The sequence below is a fragment of the Streptomyces sp. NPDC002853 genome (assembly GCF_053591915.1).
In genome coordinates this window covers 26623-47373 of the sequence record NZ_JBSFUS010000024.1, presented here as the reverse complement: position 1 = coordinate 47373, position 20751 = coordinate 26623, and the positions used below count along the sequence as shown (strand labels likewise).

The window sequence follows — 20751 nt, the reverse complement described above, 5'->3', positions numbered from 1 at the left end:
TCGTGAAGCGTGCCGCCCTGTTCGACGTCGACGGAACGCTCGTCGACACCAACTACCTGCATGTGACCGCCTGGTGGGAGGCATTCCGGCAGGCCGGGCACCGGGTGCCGATGCGCGCCGTGCACCACGCGATCGGCCTGGGCGGCACCGACCTGATCGAGCACCTCCTGGGCGAGGACCACGATCCCGACCAGGACGACGCCATCAGCGCCGCGCACAAGACTCTCTACGGCACGCACTTCGACCGCCTCGAAGCGTTCGAGGACGCGGGAAAGCTGCTGCGCTCCCTGGCGGGGCAGGGGTGGACCATCGTTCTGGCCACCTCCGCGGGCGGCGCCGAGCTCGACGCGTTGCGTGCCGCCGTGGACGCCGACGACGTCATCACCGCGACGGCGAGCGCCGACGACGTGGAGGAGGGCAAGCCCGCGGCGGAGCCCGTCGTCCACGCGCTCGAACTGGCCGGTGCGAAGGCTGAGGACAGCGTGTTCGTCGGCGACTCGGTCTGGGACATGAAGGCCGCACGGCGCGCGGGCGTCACACCCCTGGCCGTGCTCAGCGGCGGCATCCCCCGCGAGGACCTCTCCGAGGCCGGAGCGGCGGAGGTGTACGACGACACCGCCCACCTGCTGGCGTCGCTCAAGAGCAGCGCGTTCGCGGAACAGTGAGGGTTCGCGGGCTCGCGTCCGCGGCGCCGGCCTGGCACCGGCAGGTCGGCTGACGCGGTCGCCGTGACAGGGTGACCCCATGGCAACGACCCGCGAGAACTCATCCGCCTTTGAACCTTGGGTCGACAGCGCGGCCGCTCACGGGGATCTCGTGGCGGCCAAGGCGCTGGTGTACGACCCCTGCGGGTTCACCTGCTCGCGACCGGTGCCCGAGGCCGAAAGCGCCGAATACGCCGCACATGAGTTCACTCTCGACGGTCGCCCCGTCCGGTTCCGCGCGGCCAGGACGACCCCCACCAAGGTCGGCCAGTTCGTCACCGTCTGGAAGAGGTCGAAGGCCGGGCCCATCGCGCCCTTCGATGCCGCGGACCCGGTCGATCTGTTCGTCATCAGCACCCGGGAGCAAGGCCACTTCGGTCAGTTCGTCTTCCCCCGGGAGGCGCTGCGCGTGCAAGGCGTCGTGTCCGAGGACGGCGCGGGCGGGAAGCGGGCCTTTCGCGTCTACCCGCCCTGGGTGGCCACCACGAACCGACAGGCGGACCGTGCCCAGGCCTGGCAGGCGGATTTCTTCCTGCACCTGCCCGAGGACGGCCCCATCGACCTGGCCCGCGCCCGGGAACTCTACCGAGCCCGGTGATCAGACCTTCCAGGACCTGATCTGGTCGGCGACGGCGTAGACACTGAGCCGGCTGTCGCGGATCTTGCGGATGAGGTCGGACAGCGCGCCGTAGGGCGGATCGAGGCCCTCGCCCGACTGGTCCATGTACTGGGCGGCGACGAACGCCGCGTACAGGCTGTTGCGGTAGGGCAGGGGTTCCAGGCGCACGATGGTGTGCAGCAGGGCGGCGGCGCGCCACGCGGCGTCCGGGTCGGCGGACTCCAGGGTCGGCAGCTTCGTCTTGTGCCGCGCGACCGCGGCGACCAGCGCGGAGTAGTCCGAGACCGTCATGTCCTCGGGGGCGACCGCGAACTCCTGGACGTCTAACAGCCAGGACACGTCTACGTACAGAACCATCAGGCGGCCGCGGACCCCTCGTGACGTGCGGAGGGCGGGATCTCCTCCGGGTTGGCCGCGTCGAACTCGGCCCGCAGCCGGTCGGCCCAGGCGGAGGCGCCGGCGACGAACTTCTGGCGCTCCATCTCGCGGACTCCGAGGTCGTGGAGGTACTGCTTGAGGCTCTTGCCCTCGGCCGCCGCGGCCGCGCGGACACCCTTGAGCTCCTCATCGGTGAAGGTCACGTTCAGAGACGGCATACGTCCAAGGTACCAACTAGGTACCTGCCGGGGGAGTGCTCCCGTCATCTCCGCCCGGACCGGGCTGCGACAGCAGGGGGAACAGCCGGGTGATGAGCGCCACCGGACGGGCTCCGTCGGGGCGGGCCAGGGGGCGCTGTTCGCGGTCCTGGTAGGGGGCGAGTGCCCGGCGGACGGTGTCGGCGACTTGGCTCATCTCCTCGGGCGTCAGGTAGGCGATGGCGCTGAACGCCTCGTCACGGCGCCATTCGGCGGGGGCCTGGTCGCGCCGGGAGAGCCAGCGCTGCCAGCTCTCGTCCTCCAGGCCCCGGGCCAGGTCGCCGAACTCCTCCTCCGCGGGACCTGTGGTGGCGGGGCCGTCCTGCCGCAGGCGCCAGGGGCGTGCGCGCCCTCCGTGGTGAGGCGCTTCCTCGATGTGTCCGTGACGTGCCAGCTGCCGGAGGTGAAACGAGCAGAGCCCCGAGCTGTAGCCCAGCCGTGCGGCGGCTTCGGTCGCCGTCGCGGTGCCGACTTCGGCGAGCAGGCCCATCAGGGCCGTACGGACGTCGTGCTCGCGCAGGGCGTCGCCGGTGTCCCGCGGCCGGTCGGGGTGCGTGTTGAGGTCCTCTTCGGTCACTTTGCAAAGTCTGCTACTTTGCAAAGCACTTGGCAAGCGGGTCCGCCGCTGCTGTCGGCAAAGGGGGAGACAGACATGTCCGTGCGTCAGGAATGGTCCGGCGGCCCGGCGCGGTCCCCGCACGTGGACCGGCGCGTCCGCGTGCAGGGCCGCCCCGTCGACACCTTCCCCGCACTGCCGCCGGAGGCGGCACGAGGTTCGGTCCGCCGCGTCACGGTGGTGGGCGAGGAGATCCTGGGCCGTCCGTGCCAGGAGGTGACCGCGTTCGGGACCGCGGAGCTGTCCGCGCTCATCGACGACATGTTCCTGACCATGTACGTGGCCGACGGCGCCGGACTCGCCGCCAACCAAGTGGACGTCGACCTGCGGCTGTTCGTCTACGACTGCCCGGACGACGAGGGAATCCGGCATGTCGGCCACATCATCAACCCCGTCCTGGAGCTGCCTGATCCGGGCAGTCGCCGGCTCGTCGACGCATCCGAGGGCTGTCTGTCCGTGCCCGGTGCCACGATGGCGCTTCCTCGCACCGATCGCGCCGTCGTCCGGGGTCTGGACAAGGACGGCAACCCTGTCGTCGTCGAGGGCACGGGCTACTTCGCCCGGTGCCTGCAGCACGAGGCCGATCACCTCGCCGGTCACACGTATCTCGACCGGCTCTCCCACCGGGACCGCAAGGACGCCTTGCGGCAGATGGCGGAACGCCGTGAGGAGGTCTTCGCGCAACGCGCCGCCAAGGCCGACCGCCTGAGCAACTCGGGCCCGACCGCCTGAGCAACTCAGGCCCCGACCGCCTGAGTCGCTGAGCCTCACAGGGCGGCGCGGGCTTCGCCGATCGCCTGGTCCAGCATCGTCAGGCCGAGCGACAGCTCCTCCTCGGTGGCGGTCAGCGGTGGGGCCATCCGCAGCACCCCGCCCATGTTGGCGAGTTGGACGATGTTCATGTGCAGGCCGAGTTCGAGGCAGCGGCGGGTGACCCGTGCGCCCAGCTCGTTCGAGTGCTGCTTGGTCTCGCGGTCGACGACGAGTTCGAGCCCGGCCAGCAGGCCCCGGCCCCGGATGTCGCCGACGACCTCGTGCCGCGAGGCGATGTCCGTCAGGCCCTGGTGGAGGAACGCGCCGAGCGAGCGGGCGCGCTCGTCGAGCCTGTCGCGGGTCAGGACGTCAAGGACGGTGTTGCCGACCGCGGCCACCAGTGGGTCGGCCACATGCGTGGTGAAGAACAGGAACCCGCGCTCGTGCGCCTCCCGCTCGATCTCGGCGCTGGTCACCACGGCCGCCAGGGGCAGACCCGCGCCCAGTGTCTTGGACAGCGTGAGGATGTCGGGCACGACGCCGTCGCGCTCGAACGCGTACCAGGTCCCGGTCCGGCACAGGCCGGTCTGCGCCTCGTCGAGGATCAACAGCATGCCGCGTTCCCGGCACTTGGCCCGCAGGGCCGCGAAGTAACCCGGCGGCGGCTCGATGATGCCGCCGGAGCTGAGAATGGGTTCCACGAGACAGGCGGCAAGGCTGCCCGTCGACTGGGCGTCGATCAGGTCGAAGGCGAAGTCCAGCTGGCGCCGCCAGTCCAGGGAGCCGTCGTCCGTGGTGAAGTCGGGCCGGTAGGTGTTCGGCACAGGGATGGCGAAGTTGCCGGGTGCGCCGGGGCCGTATCCCTTGCGGCCCGCGCTGTAGGTGGCGGACGCGGCGGCCTGCGTCATGCCGTGCCAGGAGCGCGCGAAGGAGACGATCTCGTGCTTGCCGGTGACGAGCTTGGCCATACGGATGGCGGCTTCGTTGGACTCGGCGCCGGTCGTCAGGAGCAGCGCCTTCTCCAGCGGCGCGGGCAGAGACTCCGCGAGACGCCGGGCGAGGTCGACCACAGGGCGGCTGAGCATGCCGCTGAAGAGGTGGTCAAGGGACGCGACCTGCTGCTGCACGGTCGCGACGATCTCGGGGTGCGAGTGGCCGAGGATCGCGCTCATCTGGCCGGAGGTGAAGTCGAGGATCTTGCGGCCGTCCGCGGTGAACACGAAGCTTCCCGCGGCACGTTCGATGATCTCGGGGGTGAACTCGGCGCCGTAGCGCACGAGATGCCTCTCGGCGTCGGCCCAGAAGGTGTCGGTGGACGGCAGGGCTGTGGTCGAAGCGGTCATGCCGTCGACGGTAGGCGGCGCCCGAGCAACACGTCCATCTCACGATTCCGGCTTTCCTGTTCGGTAAAACCGCACAACAATGGGAACGTGATGAACCCCTGGAGGCTGCGGCTGCTGAGCCAGCTCGACACCCTGGGCACCGTGCGAGCGGTCGCCCAGGCCGCCAACCTGAGCCCGTCGAGCGTGTCCCAGCAGCTCGCCGTGCTGGAGAGCGAGACACGCACCCAGCTGCTCGAACGGACGGGGCGCCGGGTGCGACTCACCCCCGCCGGACTGATCCTCGCCCGCCGGGCGCGGGCGATCCTCGACCACATGAGCAGCGTGGAGGCGGAGCTGCGCGGCTTCGGCGAGGAACCGGCCGGGCTCGTGCGGCTCGGGGCGTTCCAGAGCGCGATCCACACCATGGCCGTGCCCGCGGTGAGCCGCCTGGCCCGCGAGCATCCGCATCTCGACGTCGAGCTCCTCGAACTGGAGCCGCACGCGAGCATGCCCGCGCTGCGGGGCGGCGACGCGGACATCATCATCACGACCACGGACTTCGACGAGCTGCCGCTCGGACCGGACCTCGACATCGTGCCGCTGGCCATGGACCCGGTCCTGCTGGTGGTCCCGCCCGGACATCCGGCGACCGGCCGCGGCGCCGTGGACCTCGCGGCGTACGCGGACGAGGCGTGGGCGTTCGACATCCCGCAGTCGTACATGGCCAATCTCGCGCTGCGCCTGTGCCGTCAGTCCGGCTTCGAGCCGCGCGTGGTGTGCCGGTTCAGCAACTACATGATGACCCTGCAACACGTCGAGGCCGGACTCTCGATCGCGCTGCTGCCGGGCCTGGCGGTCGACCGCCGCTACGACGTGGCCACCAGGGAACTCGCCACTCCCATGACGCGCACCATCACCGCGGCGATCCGCCACGGCTCGCCGCCTCGCGCGGCGGTGCGCGCGGTCCTGGAGGCCCTGCGCCACCACCCGGAGCTGCCGCTGCCGGGCGGGGAGTGAGGCCCGGGGCCGCGCCCAGCCCTTGTCCGGCCCTTGCCCGGACGTGCGAGGGGCGGATTGTCAGTGGCGGCTGCGAGGCTGGGAGACATGGACAGGGATGAGGAGTTGCTGCGCGGCCGGGTCTACGGCCAGGACCACGACGACCCCCGCCAGGGTCCCCAGCCCGGGCGGGACTACGGCGAGCTGGTCGGTGGCCCCCTGGACGGCCTGTTGCTCGACATGACCGGCTGGACCAAGGGCGAGAAGGAGAGTGGTGTCGCCCTGCCCACGGAGCTGGGGCACTTCGGTGCCGGCGGGCGAGCGATGTACGACCCACGGCCCGGTGACCGCCGCCGTCGCTGGGACTGGTCCGGCGACACTCCCTGACCGCGGGCCCGCGATCGGGGCCGCTGACCAACCCCACGCTCCCGACCCGGCGTCAGATCCATCCCCACACAGATCGTAGAGTCGCAACAGTGAACGAAAACAACACCTTTGGCATGTCGGCCGCTCCCGATCCAGAGCTGCCGATGCTGACCACCGACCAGGCCACCCGCCTGCGGGCACTCGCCGCTCCGTACGCGCAGGAGGGGCACACCCACTTTCTGTACAACCTGGCGCAGGAGTGCCGGCAGGCGCCGCAGGAGCACTGGCCCGAGCTGGTCAGGGGGCACTTCGCCCGTCTGGCGGAGGGAAGCAAGGGCGACGAGAGCGCCGCAGAACTCCTTCATGGTGTGCATGCGCGTCTGGTGCCCACGGATTCGCTCACGCCGGAGATCGCCGGTGCCATGAGTTACGCGCGCGTGGTGGCCGAGGGGCTCGTCTTCGCCTACGCCCTCGACCAGCCCACCAGTGTGCGCATGCTCACCGACCCCGACGTGGAGCGCGCGGGGATCGAGGAGTTGGGGCAGGCGGCGTACGCGAACTTGATGCGCGTCCCCGTCGACCACGACGAAGTGCCCACCGACGGAGGGGCGGTGCTGCACTCCCTGTACGGCGATTCCCCGTTCGTCGCGAGCAAGGCGCTGTATCTGTCGGAAACGGTCCGGCAGGTCACCGGCGAGTCGCTCCCGGACGCCGGAGCCCTCGTCGTCGTGCCCACCCGGCACCTGCTGGCCTACCACCCGATCGCCGACGGCTCGGTGGCCGACGCGATCAACGCCCTTGCCGCGTACGGTCTCGGTGCGTACGAGGACGGCCCGGGCTCGCTGTCTCCCCGGGTCTACTGGTGGCATCAGGGCCGCCTGACGTCCATCACGGTCATCGACCACGACACCCTCTCCTTCTCCCTGCAGCCGCCGCCGGAACTGCTGGGCCGCCTGAAGGGGCTGGTGCGCCTCGACCGTGCCGGACGACTCGACACCGCCACCGCGGCCAAGGCACCCGACGCGGCCGCCCTCACCCACGCCACGGCCGACGCCATAGCCGGCCTCGCCGAGGACCCGGCCGGACTGGGTGACGCCTTCGCATCGGCTCTCACGCTCGCCCACGCCCACTGCGCCGCCGACCCCAAGGCGGCAGACCACGACACCTGGGACGCCTGGGCCAGCTCGGTACAACTCGGCACGGCACTGTTCGCCGGAGCCTCGGCCCAGACGTGCCACCTGGGCGAGGACATCGTGCGGCAGTTGCCCGTGACCCCTGCCGCGCCGCCCGCCCAGGCCCGCGCCTGGCTCGATGCCTTCTACGTGGCGGTCGCGTGCCGTCAGAAGGACCGGGCCGACCGGCTGTGCCAGGTGCCGCTCGAGGTGCTGCGGCAGGACGACTCCGTCGACGCGTACGTCCTGCACTGGATCGACACCCTGCAGACCTTCTGGTCCCAGCGCCCCATCGACGACGTGGTGCCCAAGCTGCTCGCCACGATGGAGACGTCTCATCCGGAGTCCTTGACGCACACGCCCAAGGACTTCTCGGACCTCATCGACTACCAGCCCGTCGCCCTCTTCCACCGCCTGATCGCCCGCGACCACGACGCTTTCACAAAGGCCCTGGCCGACGCCGTCGATCATCACCGCACCTACTGGGGCGACTCGACGGCGCCGCGCGCCCGGGTGGCGCTGGGGGTCCTCGCGATGACGAGCCTCGCGTACGACTACGGCTTCCCCGTCACCATGCCGCAGCCCTACCTGCCCACCTACCTGCTCAACCGCGAACGGATCGAGGAGATACCGGCGGCCTGATCGAGGAGGTTTCTTTACGGCCTGAGCCCGCGTGCTGAAACCCCCGTGAAACCGCGCTGAATGCGCCGTGCCGCACCCTCTGCGGCATGACGACAACGACGACATCGTCCTCGCCCGCCATCGCGGCCACGGGGATGCGCAAGGCCTACGGGGACAAGACGGTGCTGGACGGCATCGATCTGACGGTGGCGGCCGGCACCGTCTTCTCCCTGCTCGGGCTGAACGGCGCCGGCAAGACCACCGCCGTGAAGATCCTCTCCACCCTCGTCACCGCCGACGCCGGTGACCTGCGCGTCGGCGGCCACGACCTGGCCACCGACCCGCGGGCGGTGCGTGCCGCGATCGGGGTCACCGGGCAGTTCTCCGCGGTGGACGGGCTGATCACGGGCGAGGAGAACATGCTCCTCATGGCCGACCTGCACCACCTGCCCAGAAGCGAGGGACGGCGGGTCGCCGCCGAACTCCTGGCACGCCTCGATCTCACCGAGGCGGGGAAGAAGCCCGCCGCCACCTACTCCGGCGGCATGAGGCGACGCCTGGACATCGCCATGACCCTGGTCGGCAACCCGCGGATCATCTTCCTGGACGAGCCCACCACCGGCCTCGACCCGCGTTCCCGCCACAACATGTGGGCCATCATCCGCGAGCTCGTCGCGGGCGGCGTGACCGTTTTCCTCACCACCCAGTACCTGGAGGAGGCCGACGAACTGGCCGACCGCATCGCGGTGTTGAGCGACGGAAGGATCGCCGCCGAAGGCAGCTCCGACGAGCTCAAGCGGCTCATCCCGGGCGGTCATGTGCGGCTGCGGTTCACCACCCCGACCGCCTACCGGTTCGCCGCCCTCGCCCTGCACGAGGTGACCCGCGACGACCAGGCGCTCACCCTGCAACTCCCCAGCGGCGGCAGCCAGCGCGAGCTGCGCGCCATCCTCGACCGGCTGGACTCGGCCGGGGTGGAGGCGGACGAACTGACCGTGCACACCCCGGACCTGGACGACGTGTTCTTCGCCCTCACCGCCGACAGCGCCGACGCCCCCGACCAGGCCATGGAGTCCGCCCGATGAGCTCTCCGACCTTTGCCGTACGTGACTCGGCCACGATGCTGCGCCGCAACCTCCTGCACGCCCGGCGCTACCCCTCCCTCACCCTGAACATCCTGCTGACACCGATCGTCCTGCTGTTGCTCTTCGTCTACGTCTTCGGCGACACGATGAGCGCGGGCATCGGCGGCAGCGGCGCCGACCGCGCGGACTACGTCGCCTATCTCGTCCCGGGCATCCTGCTGATGACCATCGGGGCCACCCCCGCCGGAACGGCGGTGTCCGTCTCGATGGACATGACCGAAGGCATCATCGCCCGCTTCCGCATGATGGACATCCACCGTGGCTCGGTGCTTGTCGGGCACGTCGTCGGCAGTGTGCTGCAGGCCGTCCTCAGCGTGCTGCATGTGGGCGCCGTCGCCGTGGCCATCGGTTTCCGGTCCAGCGACGCCACCATCCTGGAATGGCTCGCGGCGCTCGGACTGCTCGCTCTCGTCGCGCTGGCGTTCACCTGGATCGCGGTGGGGATGGGGATGGCGAGCCCGAATGCCGAGGCGGCCAGCAACAACGCGCTGCCGCTGATGATCCTGCCGCTCATCTCCAGCGCCTTCGTGCCGGTCGACTCGATGCCGGGCTGGTTCCAGCCGATCGCCGAGCACCAGCCGTTCACCCCGGCCATCGAAACCCTGCGCGGCCTGCTCCTCGGCAGCGAGATCGGCAACAGCGGGTGGATCACGATCGCCTGGTGCCTGGGGCTGGCCGTGCTCGGCTACCGTTGGTCGACGGCGCTGTTCCACCGCGACCCGAAGTAAGCGCACGAACCGCGTCCCACAGCTGGTCCCGCTCCAGGGCGGCGTACCGCGACACCGCGTCGCCGTACGCCGCCCGGTCGGCGTTCTCGGCCGCCTCCCGGGCCCGGGCCGCCGACATCGTCGGCTGGAACTCGCGCAGCACCCGCAGCCGTTCGGCCAGCGCGATCATCCGTACGGCGACGGCTGGGCCGACGGCGTCACCGGAGGCGAGCGCGGCCATGCCGAGTGCGTGCAGCACGGTCCCGAACACGGGCAGCTCCAAGGGCGAGCGGGGCGGACCGTCGAGCAGCGTCCGCAGCCGCTGCCACAGCCGGTCGACCGGCTCCGCGACCAGGTCGAGCCGGCCGGCGTGCGCGTGTGCCGTCACCGCCGCGGACTGGATCTGAAGCGCCCACGGGTCGAGCCACGGGTCGCCGCCGTGGATCGAGCCCGCCTCCTGCATCCGCTCGACGGCGCCGCGCCACAGGCTCAGCCCGGCCTCGGTGTGCCCGCGGGCGAGGGCGATCTCGGCGCGGCCGCCGAGGGCGGGGCTGTAGAAGTCGTCATCCCGCGGAGTGGCGTCGCCCTCGGTCTGCCGCAGCCAGTACTCGGCCTCGTCGGGGTCGCCGCGCTGCAGGCAGGCCAGGACCAGGGCCGAGCGGATGCCGATGTAGTCGAGCTCGTCACCGAGCCGCGGCAGCGCCCGCAGAGCCGCCCTGAGGTGCTCGTGGGCGGTCTCGCCGTGTCCTGCCCGCAAGGACAGTTCACTGAGCCGGGAATGGCCCATGAGCTGCAGGGGAGGCTGGTCGACCGGAGCAAGTGCGCCGATCATCCGGTGGGCCGAGGCGAGCGCGCGGTCGATGTCGTGCTCGTACTCCCAGACGTAGGTGGCCACGCACTCGGCGATGCCGGCGACCAGGGGCTGCTCGTCGGCGCAGAGCGTGTGCAGCACGGCGTAGTCGGGCGGGCGCATCTCGGGGAGTGCGCTCAGGACCGTCGCGGTGGCGCGCGGCAGGGTGTCCGGCGGAGCCGGGGGGAGCCGGCGCAGGGTGACGAGCTGGCGTATGCCGTGCGGCCCGTAGTTCATGAACAGGCCCCCCGCGCACAACACAGCAGCCGTGCGCGCGACGTCGACGTGGTCGGGACCGGGGCGGTAGTGCGAGAGCGGCGGGCCGGTGTCGGCGGCGAGGGTGGCCAGGCGGGGGTAGTTGGAGTCGGTGGACCACAGGGCGGCGAGTACGGCGGTCAGGGCGGCGATCGTGGGGCAGTCGACGCGGGCGAGGGCGTGCCGCAGGGCCGGCACGAGGTTGTCCTGCTCGGCCCTGATCCGCTCTCGGGCGTCGATGGGGCCGCCCCGGGGCCGGTGAAGCCGGGAGCCGGGGGGAGGTTCCGGACCGAAGAGCACATCGTGGGACTCGACGCCGAAGTCCCGTGCCCAGGCCAGGAATCGGCCCACGGCCTCGTCGTCCTCGCCGGCCTGTGCACGGTGGGCCGCGCTGAACTCGCGTACGGCCTCCAGCATCCGGAAGCGCACGCCGGCCGGGGTGTCGGCGAGGGTGAGCAGCGACTGCGCGGCCAGCTGATCCAGGAGCAACAGCGCGTCCTCGCCGAGCACTTGCTCTGCCGCTGCCCCGGAGAAGCCGCCGGGGAAGACTGACAGGGTGCGCAGGGCCGCCCGCGCGTCCTGTGTGAGCAGGTTCCAGCTCCACTCCACGACCGCGTGCAGCGTGCGGTGGCGCTCCGGCGTGTCCCGCGCGCTGCCCCGCAGCAGCGCGAACCGGTCGTCGAGCCTGCGGGCGATCTCCGGCACCGAAAGGACCCGTACCCGCGCCGCCGCCAGTTCCACGGCGAGCGGCAGCCCGTCGAGGTGGCGGCAGAGCCCGGTCACCGCGTCCGGCGGCAGCTCCACCCCTGGCCTGGCGGCCCGGGCACGCTGGGTGAACAGTTCGATCGAGGTGGTGAGATCGAGCTCCGGCAGCGCGTACACGGTCTCGGACGTGAGGTCGAGCGGGGCCCGGCTGGTGGTGAGTACCCGTAGCTCCTTGGAGCCGGCGACCAAGGCCCGCACGAGGGCGGCGGCGCCCCCGATGACCTGCTCGCAGTTGTCGAGCACCAGCAGGGCGGGCCCGGAGCCGAGCACGCCGAGGATGCCGGACACCGGGTCGGCCGAGGTGTGGCCGCTCACCACGCCGTGCCGGCCCTCGCCCGCGCCCAGCGCGGAGGCCACCTCGGTCGCCACGTCCGCGTCCGCGGTGACGGCGGCGAGCGGCACGAAGTACACCACGCGCTGCGCCGCCCGGCGGCTGACGGCGTGTGCGAGCCGGGTCTTGCCGAGGCCGCCGGGCCCGACGACGGTGACGGCACGAATGGCGCCCAACAGCCGTTCCACCGCGGCGATGTCCTCATCACGGCCGAGGAGCGGGTTCGGCTCGTGCGGCACGCCGTGGCGCACCGCCGGGGCGCCGGCGCGCAGCAACTCCCGCTGCACGGACCTGAGTCCGGGTCCGGGATCGGTGCCGAGCGCCTCGCGCAGGTCACGGCGGTACGTCTCGTAGCGGGTGAGGGCGGCGGCCGGGCCGGCTGTCGCCGCCTGCCCGCGCAGCGACTCGGCGAGCAGTTCCTCGTCGCGCGGATGCTCCGTGAGGGCCGCGGCCAGCGGGCCGGCCGCTTCCGCATGCCGTCCGAGGCGGGCGAGCGCGAGCGCCTGCGCGCGTACGAGAGCGGCGCGGACGGGGGCACGTTCGGCGCGCAACGCGGCGACGGGGGCGTCGATGCCGGCCGATCCGTCAGGGGCACCGTCCCACAGGGCGAGTCCGGCTTCGGCCGCCGCCAGCCCTCCCGCGTGATCCCCGGCCCTGGCCCGCTCCGCGCTCACGGCGGCGTGCAGCAGCAGGGCCGAGCTGTCGACCTGGTCCTCGGCGAGGGCGAGCCGGTATCCCGTGGGTGTGCTCGCGATGACGTCGGCGCCCAACTGCGCCCGCGCCCGGGACACAAGAACCTGCAGAGCCTTGCCCGGCCGCTCCGGCAACGCCTCCGGCCACAGCCCCGCCACCAGCCGCTCGATGCCGCAGCCCGCGCGCAGATCACCCGCGAGCAGCGCGAGCAGGCCGCGGAGCCGGGGCGCGGTGACCTCCTGCCCGCGATGTGCGACACGCGGCAGCAGGGTCAGTTCGATGGTCACCCGAGCAGATTAGCCAAGCCTGCACCGGGCTCCGGCCGCCGCCGTGGCGTCGTGTGCCCCAGACCACACGACGCGGGGAGGCATCTTCGGCAAGAATGCGCCGATGGAACTCCCCAGCCAGCTCACCCCGATCCCGAACGCCGCCGGGCTGCACGTGTGGATGCCGTCCGGCGGCGGCAGTTGGGGATTCGCCAACTGCCTTTGGATCGTCTCCGGCGACGATGCCGCCCTTATCGACACCCCCTATGACGAGCCGCTGACCGACGCGATGATCCGGGCGGCCCGCCCGATCCTCGGCTCGCGACGCGTGAGCACCGTGGTCAACACGCATGCCAACGGCGACCACAGCTGGGGAAATCACCTGTTCCCCGGCGCGGACATCATCACCACCCGCTCCGGCCACGAGCACCTGGCGCATGAGCCGACTCCCCAGGAGATGCACCACCTGCTGAACGAGACACCCTCCGAAGGAGCGCTCGGCTGGTACCTGCGCCGTCACTTCGGTGTCTTCGACTTCCTCTCGGCCCGCGTCACCCCGCCCACCTCCACCTTCAGCGGCAAGCACGTCTTCACGGTCGGGGAGACGGAGGTCGAGCTCATCGAGGTCGGCCCCGCGCACCACGCGGGCGACCTGATCGCCCGGGTGGGCGACGTGGTCTGCGCGGGCGACGTCTTCTTCCCCGAGGACCACCCCCCGCACTGGTCAGGCCCGCTGCAGAGCGTCATCGACGCCAACGAGACCATCCTGGGTCTCTCGCCGCGGATCATCGTTCCCGGACACGGCGGGCTCAAGGGGCCCGGTGACCTGAGCGAGCACATCGACTACCTGCGCACCATGCAGAGCGAGATCCGGCTGCGCTTCGAGAGCGGTCTCACGGCCCGCGAAGCCATGGACGACATCTTCGGCCGTGGGCTCTACCCGCAACTCGGCCTTCCCGAGCGCCTCATGATCGTCATAGCGCTCGAGTACGGGCACCTTCGGGGCACAGGGCCCGGCCACACCGTCATCGAACTCGCGCACAGCGCCGCCCAGTGGGCGTTCGACCGGCACACCGAACCCCAGCAACTGCCGGTCGCCTGACGGTGTGCGGCCGCCCCCTCCGCCAAGGCGGCACCCGACCATGCGGGGCACGGCCGGGGGCGACCGTTCCGGCTCCCCGGACACACACACCCGCTCTGGGTTCGGCGCACGAGGCGTGACCATCAAAGCGCGGCGGTCACGGCGGGCGCACCGCGCGAGCCCGCCGAATCGGCCCCGGTTCCAACGGCCGGAATGAACCGGGGCCGCCGTTTCACCCAGCGGAACAGGCGACCGGGTCGGGCTTGAAGACGAGCATCGTGAAGCGCGCGCCGGGCGAGCCGAGCGGCATCGCCGTACACATGGTGACATCGCCCACGCGCGAGGGAGCGTGCTGCTCACAGCACCGGTCCAAGTACGCTTCCTCGTCCGGGCCCCCATAGGCGTTGTACCGCATCTTGCGTGTGTCGCCGTTGGGGTGCACATAGGCGACATGCCGTGTCCGGTAGATGGGGCCCACCACCGGGTCCGCGTCGACTTCCTGGTCCAGATCCTGCAGATCCGCGTTCTCCGGGTGGGCCGCCACCGCGGTGCGCAACTGGGCGGTCAGCGGTATCGCCCACTGCGTCTGCCAATTGACCATGTGATGCTCCCTGGTGTCCTCCCGCAGCAGCATGTAGCGCATGAGGTTCTGCTCCGGGAGCGCTGCCGGCGATGTGTCTTTCGCGCGGCGCGGGAACATGCGGATGAAGTCGTCGTTGCAGGCGAGGACGTTCCAGGCGACGTCGTTGACGTAGCAGGGCTGCCCCTTTATCCCCTCCACCGCCACCTTCCAGCCGGGCGGCACGTTCGTGCCGGCCAGCGGATCCTGCGGATGGGGCGGCTCGTGGCCCACGGAGTAGACGTAGAGCGCGATGCGTTCCCGCTCGTGCAGCTGGAGCACCTTGGACACCCGGTCGAGGAACTCGGGTGTGGGCGAGGCCATTTCACCGCGCTCCAGCTGGGCGTAGGTGCGCTCCGAGACGTACAGAAGCTGCCCGACCTGTGCCTGCGAGAGACCGCTGGAGCGGCGGCCGCGGCCGGTGCGCGGGGGCCAGCCCAGAGTCGAGGGATCAACTTGTTTCCGCTTCCACTGCAGCAGTTGCCGCAGAGCCGCCTTGTTGTCCACTGTTCACCCCCGCCTGTGCCGACGAGTGGCCGGGCCCGCCCCATATACCGGAAAGGAAGCTTCCTGAAATTCGGTGACAGGAAAAAACTGGGCCTGGTGGTGCACGAGGGGCGGTCGCGACAATGGCTCCTCAGATCCGACCGCGTTGCGGCAGACGCGACGATCCACAACTGCAAGGGGGAGTTCGCGTTGCAGACGCCCGCCGCCGCCATACCCTCGGAGTCCAGGGGTGGCTCCGTGGGGCGTACGCTCGCGGTCCTGCGGGCCCTGCATCAACTGGGCCCCGGGGCCCATCCGTTGACCTCCGTCGCCGCGCGGGCGGGCCTGCCGGCCCCGACCGTCCACCGCTACGTCCAGGCGCTGGTCGGCGAAGGGGCCGTGCAGCGGCAAGGGCCGCGCGGCCACTACTCCCTTGTAGAGGCACCGCATCTCTTCTCCGGCTCCTTCTCGGACTCGTCCGGTCCACCGACCGGCACGGGGTCGGCTACTGTTCGCGCCGAACTGATCACACTACAGTCACGCACCGGCCACATCGCTCTGGCGTACGTACCGCTCCTCATCGGCACCCCGATGCGCATCCACGCCGAGCAGGCCCTGGGCGCCCACGCGCAACAGCTGCACGCGACCCCGCACGCGATCCTCCAGGCGCTGTGGCGAGCCCCCCTGGAGGCGGACCCGCCGGGATGGGCGATCCAGGCGTGCCTGGGGGACGTCACCGCGGCGCGGCCGCAGCTCGCGCGCATCCGCCAGGACGGATATGCCCTGGGGCCCTCGCTCCTGCTCGGCAGGGACGCCATCGCCGCACCCCTGTGGCGTGGTTCGGCGGTGGCCGGTGCGGTCAGCCTGCTCGCCACCCACAGCCAGCTGCGCAGCCCCACCGTCCGCAACCGCTTCATCGAGGCCGTGATGGACACCGCAGCCATGATCAGCCGTCAACTGACCCGTTCCGGGGTCACCGCGACCGCTGTCTGACCTGCTGCGACCCATCGGCCGCCCTGACTGCTCCACAGCAACGTTGCACAGCAACGTTCCACAGCATTTCGAGAAAGGCTCCTTGTGACCCGCTCCGTCCTGATCACCGGCGGCAACCGCGGCATCGGCCTGGCCGCCGCCCGCGCCATGCAAGCGGCGGGCGACCGTGTCGCCGTCACCTACCGCACGGGTGAACCCCCGGAGGGGCTGTTCGGCATCCGGTGCGATGTCACCGACACCGAGCAGGTGCAGGCCGCCTTCAAGGAGGCGGAGAACGAGCACGGTGCGGTGGAAGTCCTGGTGTGCTGCGCAGGGATCACCAGGGACAAGCTCCTCATGCGCATGAGCGAGGAGGACTTCACGTCCGTGCTCGACACCAACCTCACGGGCACCTACCGCGTGGTCAAGCAGGCCACCAAGCCGATGCTGCGTGCCAAGTTCGGCCGTGTCGTACTGGTTTCCTCGGCGGTGGGCCTGCGGGGGGAGAGCGGCCAGGCCAACTACGCCGCCTCCAAGGCGGGGCTCGTCGGGTTCGCCCGCTCGATGGCGCGCGAACTCGGCTCCCGCAACATCACCTTCAACGTCGTCGCCCCCGGCCTCACCGAGACGAAGATGATCGAGAGCCTGACCGACGAGCAGCGGGAGAACCTCGTACGGCAGATACCTCTGGGCCGCCTGGCCCGCCCCGAGGAGATCGCCGCCACCATCGCCTTCCTCGCGTCACCCGCGGCCAGTTACATCACCGGTGCCGTCATTCCCGTGGACGGCGGTGGCGGCATGGGGCACTGAACCCCGCGCGCCGCCGGGAGACGCGGGGCCTTGATGGGGGAGGCTTGCCCGGGGGGTGTGATCTGCGTCTGTAGGAGGGGTGGTTGACTCATGCACCAAGGGGACAAACCAGAGCATGCAGAGCAAGTGCGCCGGGCAGAGCAAGCGCATCGGGCGGAGCCGGTTCAGCAGGAAGAGCAAGCGGATCCGTACGAGATGGTCGACATCAAGGTGGCGCTCGTAGGCTTCGGCGAGGCGGGGCGGCAGCATCTGCAGGCCTTGGGCGGCACGGTCGGCGCGTGTCCTGTGGCGGTGGTCGAGGACGACCGCGAGGCCGCCGCGGTGGCCAGGTCAGCCGGCCTGGAGACCCGCGACATGGATCAGGTCCTTGCGGACGAGTCGATCCGCCTCGTCGCCCTGTGCCGGCCTCCTGAACACCGTCGGCAATGGATCAGGCCCCTGGTGGCGGCAGGCAAGCACCTCCTCGTGGACGCTCCTCCGGCTCAAAGCGCCCACGAACTGTGTGAGTTGCTGTTCCTGACCGAGCGGGCCGAGGTGCTCGCGGGGGTCATGGCGCAACACCGCTTCACGCTGCCGAAGGACATCTGGCACGGGGACCCGAGCCGCTTCGCCGGCGCAGAGGCGACCCTGCTGGTCTCCCGCCCCGCAGGCGTGCACTATCTCGACCTCGCCTGCCAGATCCTGGGCACGCCACGCGAAGTGAGAACACTGGATCAGGGTGTTGGAGCACCGGAAGCCGACGTTCAGGCAGCCGCGTACGTACGATTCGAGTCGGGCGCCCATCTCACGCTCACCGTCACGAGCGCGACGTGTCCCCTCAGCGAACGGCTTTCGGTGCTGGGTGGCAGCGACTGGATCGACATCCGGGCGGGTGCCGTCAGCGGCGAGGTGGCAGGGCGGCCGTTCACCCGCCCGGCACGCCCTCCCATGCTGCTGCGCACCGCCGTCTACCAAGAGATCACGGACGCGGTGCGCGGGGAGCGACGACTGGATCTGGCGGGACTGAGGCGCAGTACTGGAGTGATGCGCGTGCTGGATGGTCTCTCACGTGAGGGGTGCTCATGAACGCCCGGGTGGTCGCGGCCTGGAAGCGGATCGAGACATGGCTGCGCGCTCACGCTCCGGTGTCCGCCGAAACGGTCCTTCCTCCGGTCGACGAACGGGTCCTCGCCGCTGCCGAGGCCCAGTTGCACGCCGCGCACGGGCATGGATTTCCCGAGGAACTGAAGGCGTTGTGGCGCATGTGCGGCGGGGTGGAGTGGGTCGATGTCGAGGAGGACGAGGACGGCGACCTGGCGGCCTACGACTTCCTCGACCGCGTGCTGTTGGGACCGGACGAGGCGGTGCAGGCTCGCGGGACGTGGGAATCCCTTGCCGGTGGGCTGGCGGGCGAACTGTCGCGTCCGGCGGGGGAGTGGGTTCCATGGCTGGGGGCGGACAATGACGCTCCCGACAGCGGCCTGTACGTCTCACCCTCGGGTGTGGGGCGCTGGGCCTACTACGAGGGCGCGGAACTTGGCTCCCCGGCGGAGTCCGCGTCGGTGGCGGAGTACCTCGAAGCAGTGGCTGACGCCTTTGAACACGGCACAGGCGCGCTGATGTCGAGGCCGGAGCCCAACCGGCATGTGCCCGGGGTCGTGGGTGGAGCGCTGATATGGGCGCACATCGACCACCCCTACGGAATTCCGGACGGCTGGCAGCCGATCCACCCACTGCCCGGGAACTGGCGCGCGAGCTAACCGGCGCGCCACATGTGGATCATGGACGGGAGTCAGCTCCGCCGGACGTCGCCGAGGAACACGAGCCCGTCGATCCTCGACAGCTGGGCCGGGTCGAGCGGGGCGTAGCCGAACCAAGCAGATACGCGGGGCGCGGGCAGTGTGGGGCCGAGGGCGGAGGCCAGACGTGGGGCGTCGATGACGCAGCGGTCCTGCGGGAGCGCGTAGAGCAGCCCTTCGACGGTGTCCGGCGGCGGGGCGTCCACTCCCTGGTGAGGGAGCGTGCCGAGGGCCGTGGCCACGAAGGCATACCCCTCGCCTTCGCCCAGGCGGGAGTTGACCAGTGCGCCCGCGCTCCACCACTGGAGCAGCGGCTGGTCCCACATGCGCATCGTGCTCGGGTCCCGCTGGAGATGGCTGTTGTGGGCGTGGACCAGTGTCGGGCCCCGTTCGGCGAGCGCGAGGACGTTGTGCGCCATCATCTGGTCCCGCAGGCCCACCAGGCGGGCCATGCGGCTCGGTGAGGCGTCGGCCATCCAGTGGTGGTAGCGCAGCAGGCCGGTGGCGGTGCGCCCGTACAGGCGGGCGCGGTCCCAGTCGTCCCGCGAGGTCACCGCGATCAGGTGCGGGGTCTGCGCGTCGAGCAGGGCCGCGAGATCGTCGGCGAGCAGCCGCAGCTCCTTCGCCTCGCCCGACTGCCCCACGGACCGGGCCGGGTCCATCATCGCGGCGGGATCGACCCACTGGCCGTCGTCGCCGAGCAGATGGTCGAGGGTCTTGGCGGTGCAGGGCAGCAGGCCCGTGTCCACCAGGTGGGCCGCGAGGTAGCTGTGGAGCGAGGTGAGGGCCTGGCGGGGGCTCGCGGCGTGGGTGATCTCCAGCGGGCCGTCGATACCGGCGAAGCGGACGTGCTCGGAGGGGGATCGGTCGGCGTTGAACGTCCGTGCCCAGCGTACGAGTTCACGGTTGGCCGCGGAGGTTCCCAACCCCAGGTCGGCGTGGCTGAAGCCGCGCTCCATGACCTCGTCGAGGGTGCCCGCGCCGGAGGTGACGTAGTCGTCGACGATCAGACCCGAGACGCAGTCGCTCTCGATCGCGATCGTCCGGTAGCCCTCCCGCTCGACGAGCTCCTGGAAGAGCTCGTTGCGCAGTTCGAGCAGAGTCTCCTCGCCGTGGGTGGGCTCGCCCAGGGCGAGCACCTGTGGCCGGGTGCGGAGCAGCCTCATGACACTGGCGGCCTCGACCGCGTGAGTGGTGTCTTCGATGTCAGTAGCCATGCCTTAAACGCTATCGTTGAACTCTCGGTTGAAACTTTTCTCCGGAGTTGGCGGGTGCATGGGGCGAAACCTTAAAAGCGGGGAACGGCTGAGGCCGGTTGACCTGGCGCGCGGGCACGGTCTGTCCACGCAGGCGGTCCGGAACTACGAGGAGGCCGGCATCCTCCCGGCCGCCGATCGCACCCCGAACGGCTATCGCACCTACACCTCGGTGCACGCGCGGGCCCTGCGCGCGTTCCTGGCCCTGCTGCCGGGCCACGGCCACCAGACCGCGACGTCGATCATGCGGGCCGTGAACCAGGGCGTGGTCGACGAGGCGTTGCGCCTCATCGACGAGAGCCATGTGCAGCTATCCGAGGACCGCCGGACCCTCCAGGCGGTGGAGCGAGCACTGCGCGACCTGGAGCCCGTGCCGGCGTCCGGGTCCGGGGCCGGGCCTGAAGGCGTGTTCGTGGGGCCGCTCGCCGCGCAGCTCGGAATCCGGCCGGCGACGCTGCGCAAATGGGAGCGAGCCGGTCTCGTGCACCCCCACCGGGATTCACACACCGGCTACCGCGTGTACGACGAGGCAGATGTGCGTGATGCCCGGCTCGTGCACCAGCTCCGGCGGGGTGGCCATCTGCTGGAACAGATCGCCCCCCTGATCGCTCAAGTACGGGCCGCCGGCGGCCTGGAACCCCTGGAGACCGCGCTCAGTGACTGGCGTGCCCGACTGACCGCCCGCGGACGGGCCATGCTGACCGGCGCCGCCGAGCTGGAGGCGTACCTCAGCGGGGGAGCCTGAGCCCGCGCGGCGCCGGACGCCGGCGTGCCGGGGCGTGTCGCGGTGACGCCGGTGGGTGTACGACGGGAGGCGGGGGCGAAGGCCCTCGGCGGCCGGAAGACCTGCTGCGATGTGGAGAAGGGGCGCTCCTGGGTATATGGCGATTTCAGCGGAGTGGCGATCGATGCGGGTAGAAAGGTGGCACAGGT

General features: G+C 70.9%; 21 protein-coding genes. 14 read left to right on the top strand and 7 right to left on the bottom strand.

The annotated features are described in order from the left end of the window. Nucleotides 1–2: 2 nt before the first annotated feature. Nucleotides 3–665 carry an HAD family hydrolase gene (locus tag ACWD02_RS41510; protein WP_451221683.1) on the top strand — a complete coding sequence of 221 codons (663 nt, stop codon included), beginning with the start codon at nt 3–5 and terminating at the stop codon, nt 663–665. A 79-nt stretch (nt 666–744) separates the two neighbouring features. Continuing rightward, entirely contained in the window at nt 745–1302 is a 558-nt protein-coding gene (locus tag ACWD02_RS41505) for a MepB family protein (RefSeq protein ID WP_451221680.1), read from the top strand. Here ACWD02_RS41505 and ACWD02_RS41500 read toward each other — a convergent pair whose 3' ends face one another. From ACWD02_RS41500 to ACWD02_RS41490, 3 genes are read right to left on the bottom strand one after another with little or no spacing between them, the layout of a single operon-like run. Continuing rightward, nucleotides 1303–1680, bottom strand: coding sequence for a toxin Doc (locus tag ACWD02_RS41500; protein ID WP_363212907.1), 378 nt, complete (start codon nt 1678–1680; stop codon nt 1303–1305). It abuts the gene before it with no gap. After that, nucleotides 1680–1919 carry a hypothetical protein gene (locus tag ACWD02_RS41495; RefSeq protein WP_363212908.1) on the bottom strand — a complete coding sequence of 80 codons (240 nt, stop codon included), beginning with the start codon at nt 1917–1919 and terminating at the stop codon, nt 1680–1682. Before ACWD02_RS41495 ends, ACWD02_RS41500 begins: the two co-directional genes overlap by 1 nt. A 16-nt stretch (nt 1920–1935) precedes the next feature. Beyond that, nucleotides 1936–2535 (bottom strand): ArsR family transcriptional regulator, encoded by a 600-nt coding sequence (locus ACWD02_RS41490; RefSeq protein WP_451221676.1) that lies wholly within the window; start codon nt 2533–2535, stop codon nt 1936–1938. A gap of 75 nt (nt 2536–2610) precedes the next feature. On the opposite strand from ACWD02_RS41490, the gene def reads away from it, so the two are divergent. Then, complete coding sequence (def, locus tag ACWD02_RS41485; protein ID WP_451221673.1) at nt 2611–3306, top strand: peptide deformylase; 696 nt, start codon at nt 2611–2613, stop codon at nt 3304–3306. A gap of 35 nt (nt 3307–3341) precedes the next feature. On the opposite strand, the gene ACWD02_RS41480 is transcribed toward def, so the two are convergent. After that, entirely contained in the window at nt 3342–4670 is a 1329-nt protein-coding gene (locus ACWD02_RS41480) for an aspartate aminotransferase family protein (RefSeq protein ID WP_451221670.1), read from the bottom strand. 90 nt (nt 4671–4760) lie between these two features. Here ACWD02_RS41480 and ACWD02_RS41475 point away from each other — a divergent pair, with 90 nt between their 5' ends. The 5 genes from ACWD02_RS41475 (at nt 4761) to ACWD02_RS41455 (ending at nt 9677) form a co-directional block, all read left to right on the top strand. Beyond that, entirely contained in the window at nt 4761–5666 is a 906-nt protein-coding gene (locus tag ACWD02_RS41475) for a LysR family transcriptional regulator (RefSeq protein WP_451221730.1), read from the top strand. Nucleotides 5667–5753: 87 nt separating this feature from the next. Continuing rightward, nucleotides 5754–6032: a hypothetical protein gene (locus ACWD02_RS41470; RefSeq protein WP_365828453.1), complete on the top strand. Its 279-nt coding sequence runs from the start codon at nt 5754–5756 to the stop codon at nt 6030–6032. An 89-nt stretch (nt 6033–6121) separates the two neighbouring features. Beyond that, the gene (locus tag ACWD02_RS41465; protein WP_451221667.1) at nt 6122–7825 is read left to right on the top strand and encodes an immunity 49 family protein; all 1704 of its coding nucleotides are present in this window, start codon (nt 6122–6124) and stop codon (nt 7823–7825) included. An 86-nt stretch (nt 7826–7911) separates the two neighbouring features. After that, nucleotides 7912–8889 (top strand): ATP-binding cassette domain-containing protein, encoded by a 978-nt coding sequence (locus ACWD02_RS41460; protein ID WP_451221664.1) that lies wholly within the window; start codon nt 7912–7914, stop codon nt 8887–8889. Then, on the top strand, nt 8886–9677 hold the full coding sequence (locus tag ACWD02_RS41455; RefSeq protein WP_451221661.1) for an ABC transporter permease: 792 nt from the start codon (nt 8886–8888) through the stop codon (nt 9675–9677). The genes ACWD02_RS41460 and ACWD02_RS41455 overlap by 4 nt, the downstream gene beginning before the upstream one ends. On the opposite strand, the gene ACWD02_RS41450 is transcribed toward ACWD02_RS41455, so the two are convergent. After that, the gene (locus ACWD02_RS41450; protein WP_451221658.1) at nt 9598–12837 is read right to left on the bottom strand and encodes an ATP-binding protein; all 3240 of its coding nucleotides are present in this window, start codon (nt 12835–12837) and stop codon (nt 9598–9600) included. The two genes, ACWD02_RS41455 and ACWD02_RS41450, sit on opposite strands and share 80 nt — an antisense overlap. A gap of 103 nt (nt 12838–12940) precedes the next feature. On the opposite strand from ACWD02_RS41450, the gene ACWD02_RS41445 reads away from it, so the two are divergent. After that, nucleotides 12941–13918: an MBL fold metallo-hydrolase gene (locus ACWD02_RS41445; protein ID WP_451221655.1), complete on the top strand. Its 978-nt coding sequence runs from the start codon at nt 12941–12943 to the stop codon at nt 13916–13918. A gap of 211 nt (nt 13919–14129) precedes the next feature. On the opposite strand, the gene ACWD02_RS41440 is transcribed toward ACWD02_RS41445, so the two are convergent. Beyond that, nucleotides 14130–15023 carry an MmyB family transcriptional regulator gene (locus tag ACWD02_RS41440; protein ID WP_451221652.1) on the bottom strand — a complete coding sequence of 298 codons (894 nt, stop codon included), beginning with the start codon at nt 15021–15023 and terminating at the stop codon, nt 14130–14132. 237 nt (nt 15024–15260) lie between these two features. Between ACWD02_RS41440 and ACWD02_RS41435 the strand changes: the two genes are divergently transcribed. From ACWD02_RS41435 to ACWD02_RS41420, 4 genes are all read left to right on the top strand, one after another. Further along, a complete protein-coding gene (locus ACWD02_RS41435) occupies nt 15261–15995 on the top strand; it encodes a helix-turn-helix domain-containing protein (RefSeq protein ID WP_451221649.1) in 735 nt (244 codons plus the stop codon). 84 nt (nt 15996–16079) lie between these two features. Beyond that, complete coding sequence (gene fabG, locus ACWD02_RS41430) at nt 16080–16784, top strand: 3-oxoacyl-ACP reductase FabG (RefSeq protein ID WP_451221646.1); 705 nt, start codon at nt 16080–16082, stop codon at nt 16782–16784. A 90-nt stretch (nt 16785–16874) separates the two neighbouring features. Continuing rightward, entirely contained in the window at nt 16875–17849 is a 975-nt protein-coding gene (locus tag ACWD02_RS41425) for a Gfo/Idh/MocA family protein (protein WP_451221644.1), read from the top strand. Next, the gene (locus tag ACWD02_RS41420; RefSeq protein ID WP_451221641.1) at nt 17846–18523 is read left to right on the top strand and encodes a hypothetical protein; all 678 of its coding nucleotides are present in this window, start codon (nt 17846–17848) and stop codon (nt 18521–18523) included. Before ACWD02_RS41425 ends, ACWD02_RS41420 begins: the two co-directional genes overlap by 4 nt. A gap of 32 nt (nt 18524–18555) precedes the next feature. On the opposite strand, the gene ACWD02_RS41415 is transcribed toward ACWD02_RS41420, so the two are convergent. Continuing rightward, the gene (locus tag ACWD02_RS41415) at nt 18556–19779 is read right to left on the bottom strand and encodes an erythromycin esterase family protein (protein ID WP_451221638.1); all 1224 of its coding nucleotides are present in this window, start codon (nt 19777–19779) and stop codon (nt 18556–18558) included. A 58-nt stretch (nt 19780–19837) separates the two neighbouring features. Between ACWD02_RS41415 and ACWD02_RS41410 the strand changes: the two genes are divergently transcribed. After that, nucleotides 19838–20563, top strand: a complete 726-nt coding sequence (locus ACWD02_RS41410) for a TioE family transcriptional regulator (RefSeq protein ID WP_451221635.1) — start codon at nt 19838–19840, stop codon at nt 20561–20563. The last annotated feature ends 188 nt before the right edge of the window (nt 20564–20751 follow it).

What these genes read in the sequence shown, in the direction of transcription:
- ACWD02_RS41495 (WP_363212908.1), bottom strand. Translation starts at nt 1,919, where the DNA reads ATGCCGTCTCTGAACGTGACCTTCACCGATGAGGAGCTCAAGGGTGTC.
- ACWD02_RS41500 (WP_363212907.1), bottom strand. Translation starts at nt 1,680, where the DNA reads ATGGTTCTGTACGTAGACGTGTCCTGGCTGTTAGACGTCCAGGAGTTC.
- ACWD02_RS41410 (WP_451221635.1), top strand. Translation starts at nt 19,838, where the DNA reads ATGGGGCGAAACCTTAAAAGCGGGGAACGGCTGAGGCCGGTTGACCTG.
- ACWD02_RS41445 (WP_451221655.1), top strand. Translation starts at nt 12,941, where the DNA reads ATGGAACTCCCCAGCCAGCTCACCCCGATCCCGAACGCCGCCGGGCTG.
- ACWD02_RS41420 (WP_451221641.1), top strand. Translation starts at nt 17,846, where the DNA reads ATGAACGCCCGGGTGGTCGCGGCCTGGAAGCGGATCGAGACATGGCTG.
- ACWD02_RS41415 (WP_451221638.1), bottom strand. Translation starts at nt 19,779, where the DNA reads ATGGCTACTGACATCGAAGACACCACTCACGCGGTCGAGGCCGCCAGT.
- ACWD02_RS41425 (WP_451221644.1), top strand. Translation starts at nt 16,875, where the DNA reads ATGCACCAAGGGGACAAACCAGAGCATGCAGAGCAAGTGCGCCGGGCA.
- ACWD02_RS41460 (WP_451221664.1), top strand. Translation starts at nt 7,912, where the DNA reads ATGACGACAACGACGACATCGTCCTCGCCCGCCATCGCGGCCACGGGG.
- ACWD02_RS41470 (WP_365828453.1), top strand. Translation starts at nt 5,754, where the DNA reads ATGGACAGGGATGAGGAGTTGCTGCGCGGCCGGGTCTACGGCCAGGAC.
- ACWD02_RS41505 (WP_451221680.1), top strand. Translation starts at nt 745, where the DNA reads ATGGCAACGACCCGCGAGAACTCATCCGCCTTTGAACCTTGGGTCGAC.
- ACWD02_RS41480 (WP_451221670.1), bottom strand. Translation starts at nt 4,670, where the DNA reads ATGACCGCTTCGACCACAGCCCTGCCGTCCACCGACACCTTCTGGGCC.
- ACWD02_RS41455 (WP_451221661.1), top strand. Translation starts at nt 8,886, where the DNA reads ATGAGCTCTCCGACCTTTGCCGTACGTGACTCGGCCACGATGCTGCGC.
- ACWD02_RS41475 (WP_451221730.1), top strand. Translation starts at nt 4,761, where the DNA reads ATGAACCCCTGGAGGCTGCGGCTGCTGAGCCAGCTCGACACCCTGGGC.
- def (WP_451221673.1), top strand. Translation starts at nt 2,611, where the DNA reads ATGTCCGTGCGTCAGGAATGGTCCGGCGGCCCGGCGCGGTCCCCGCAC.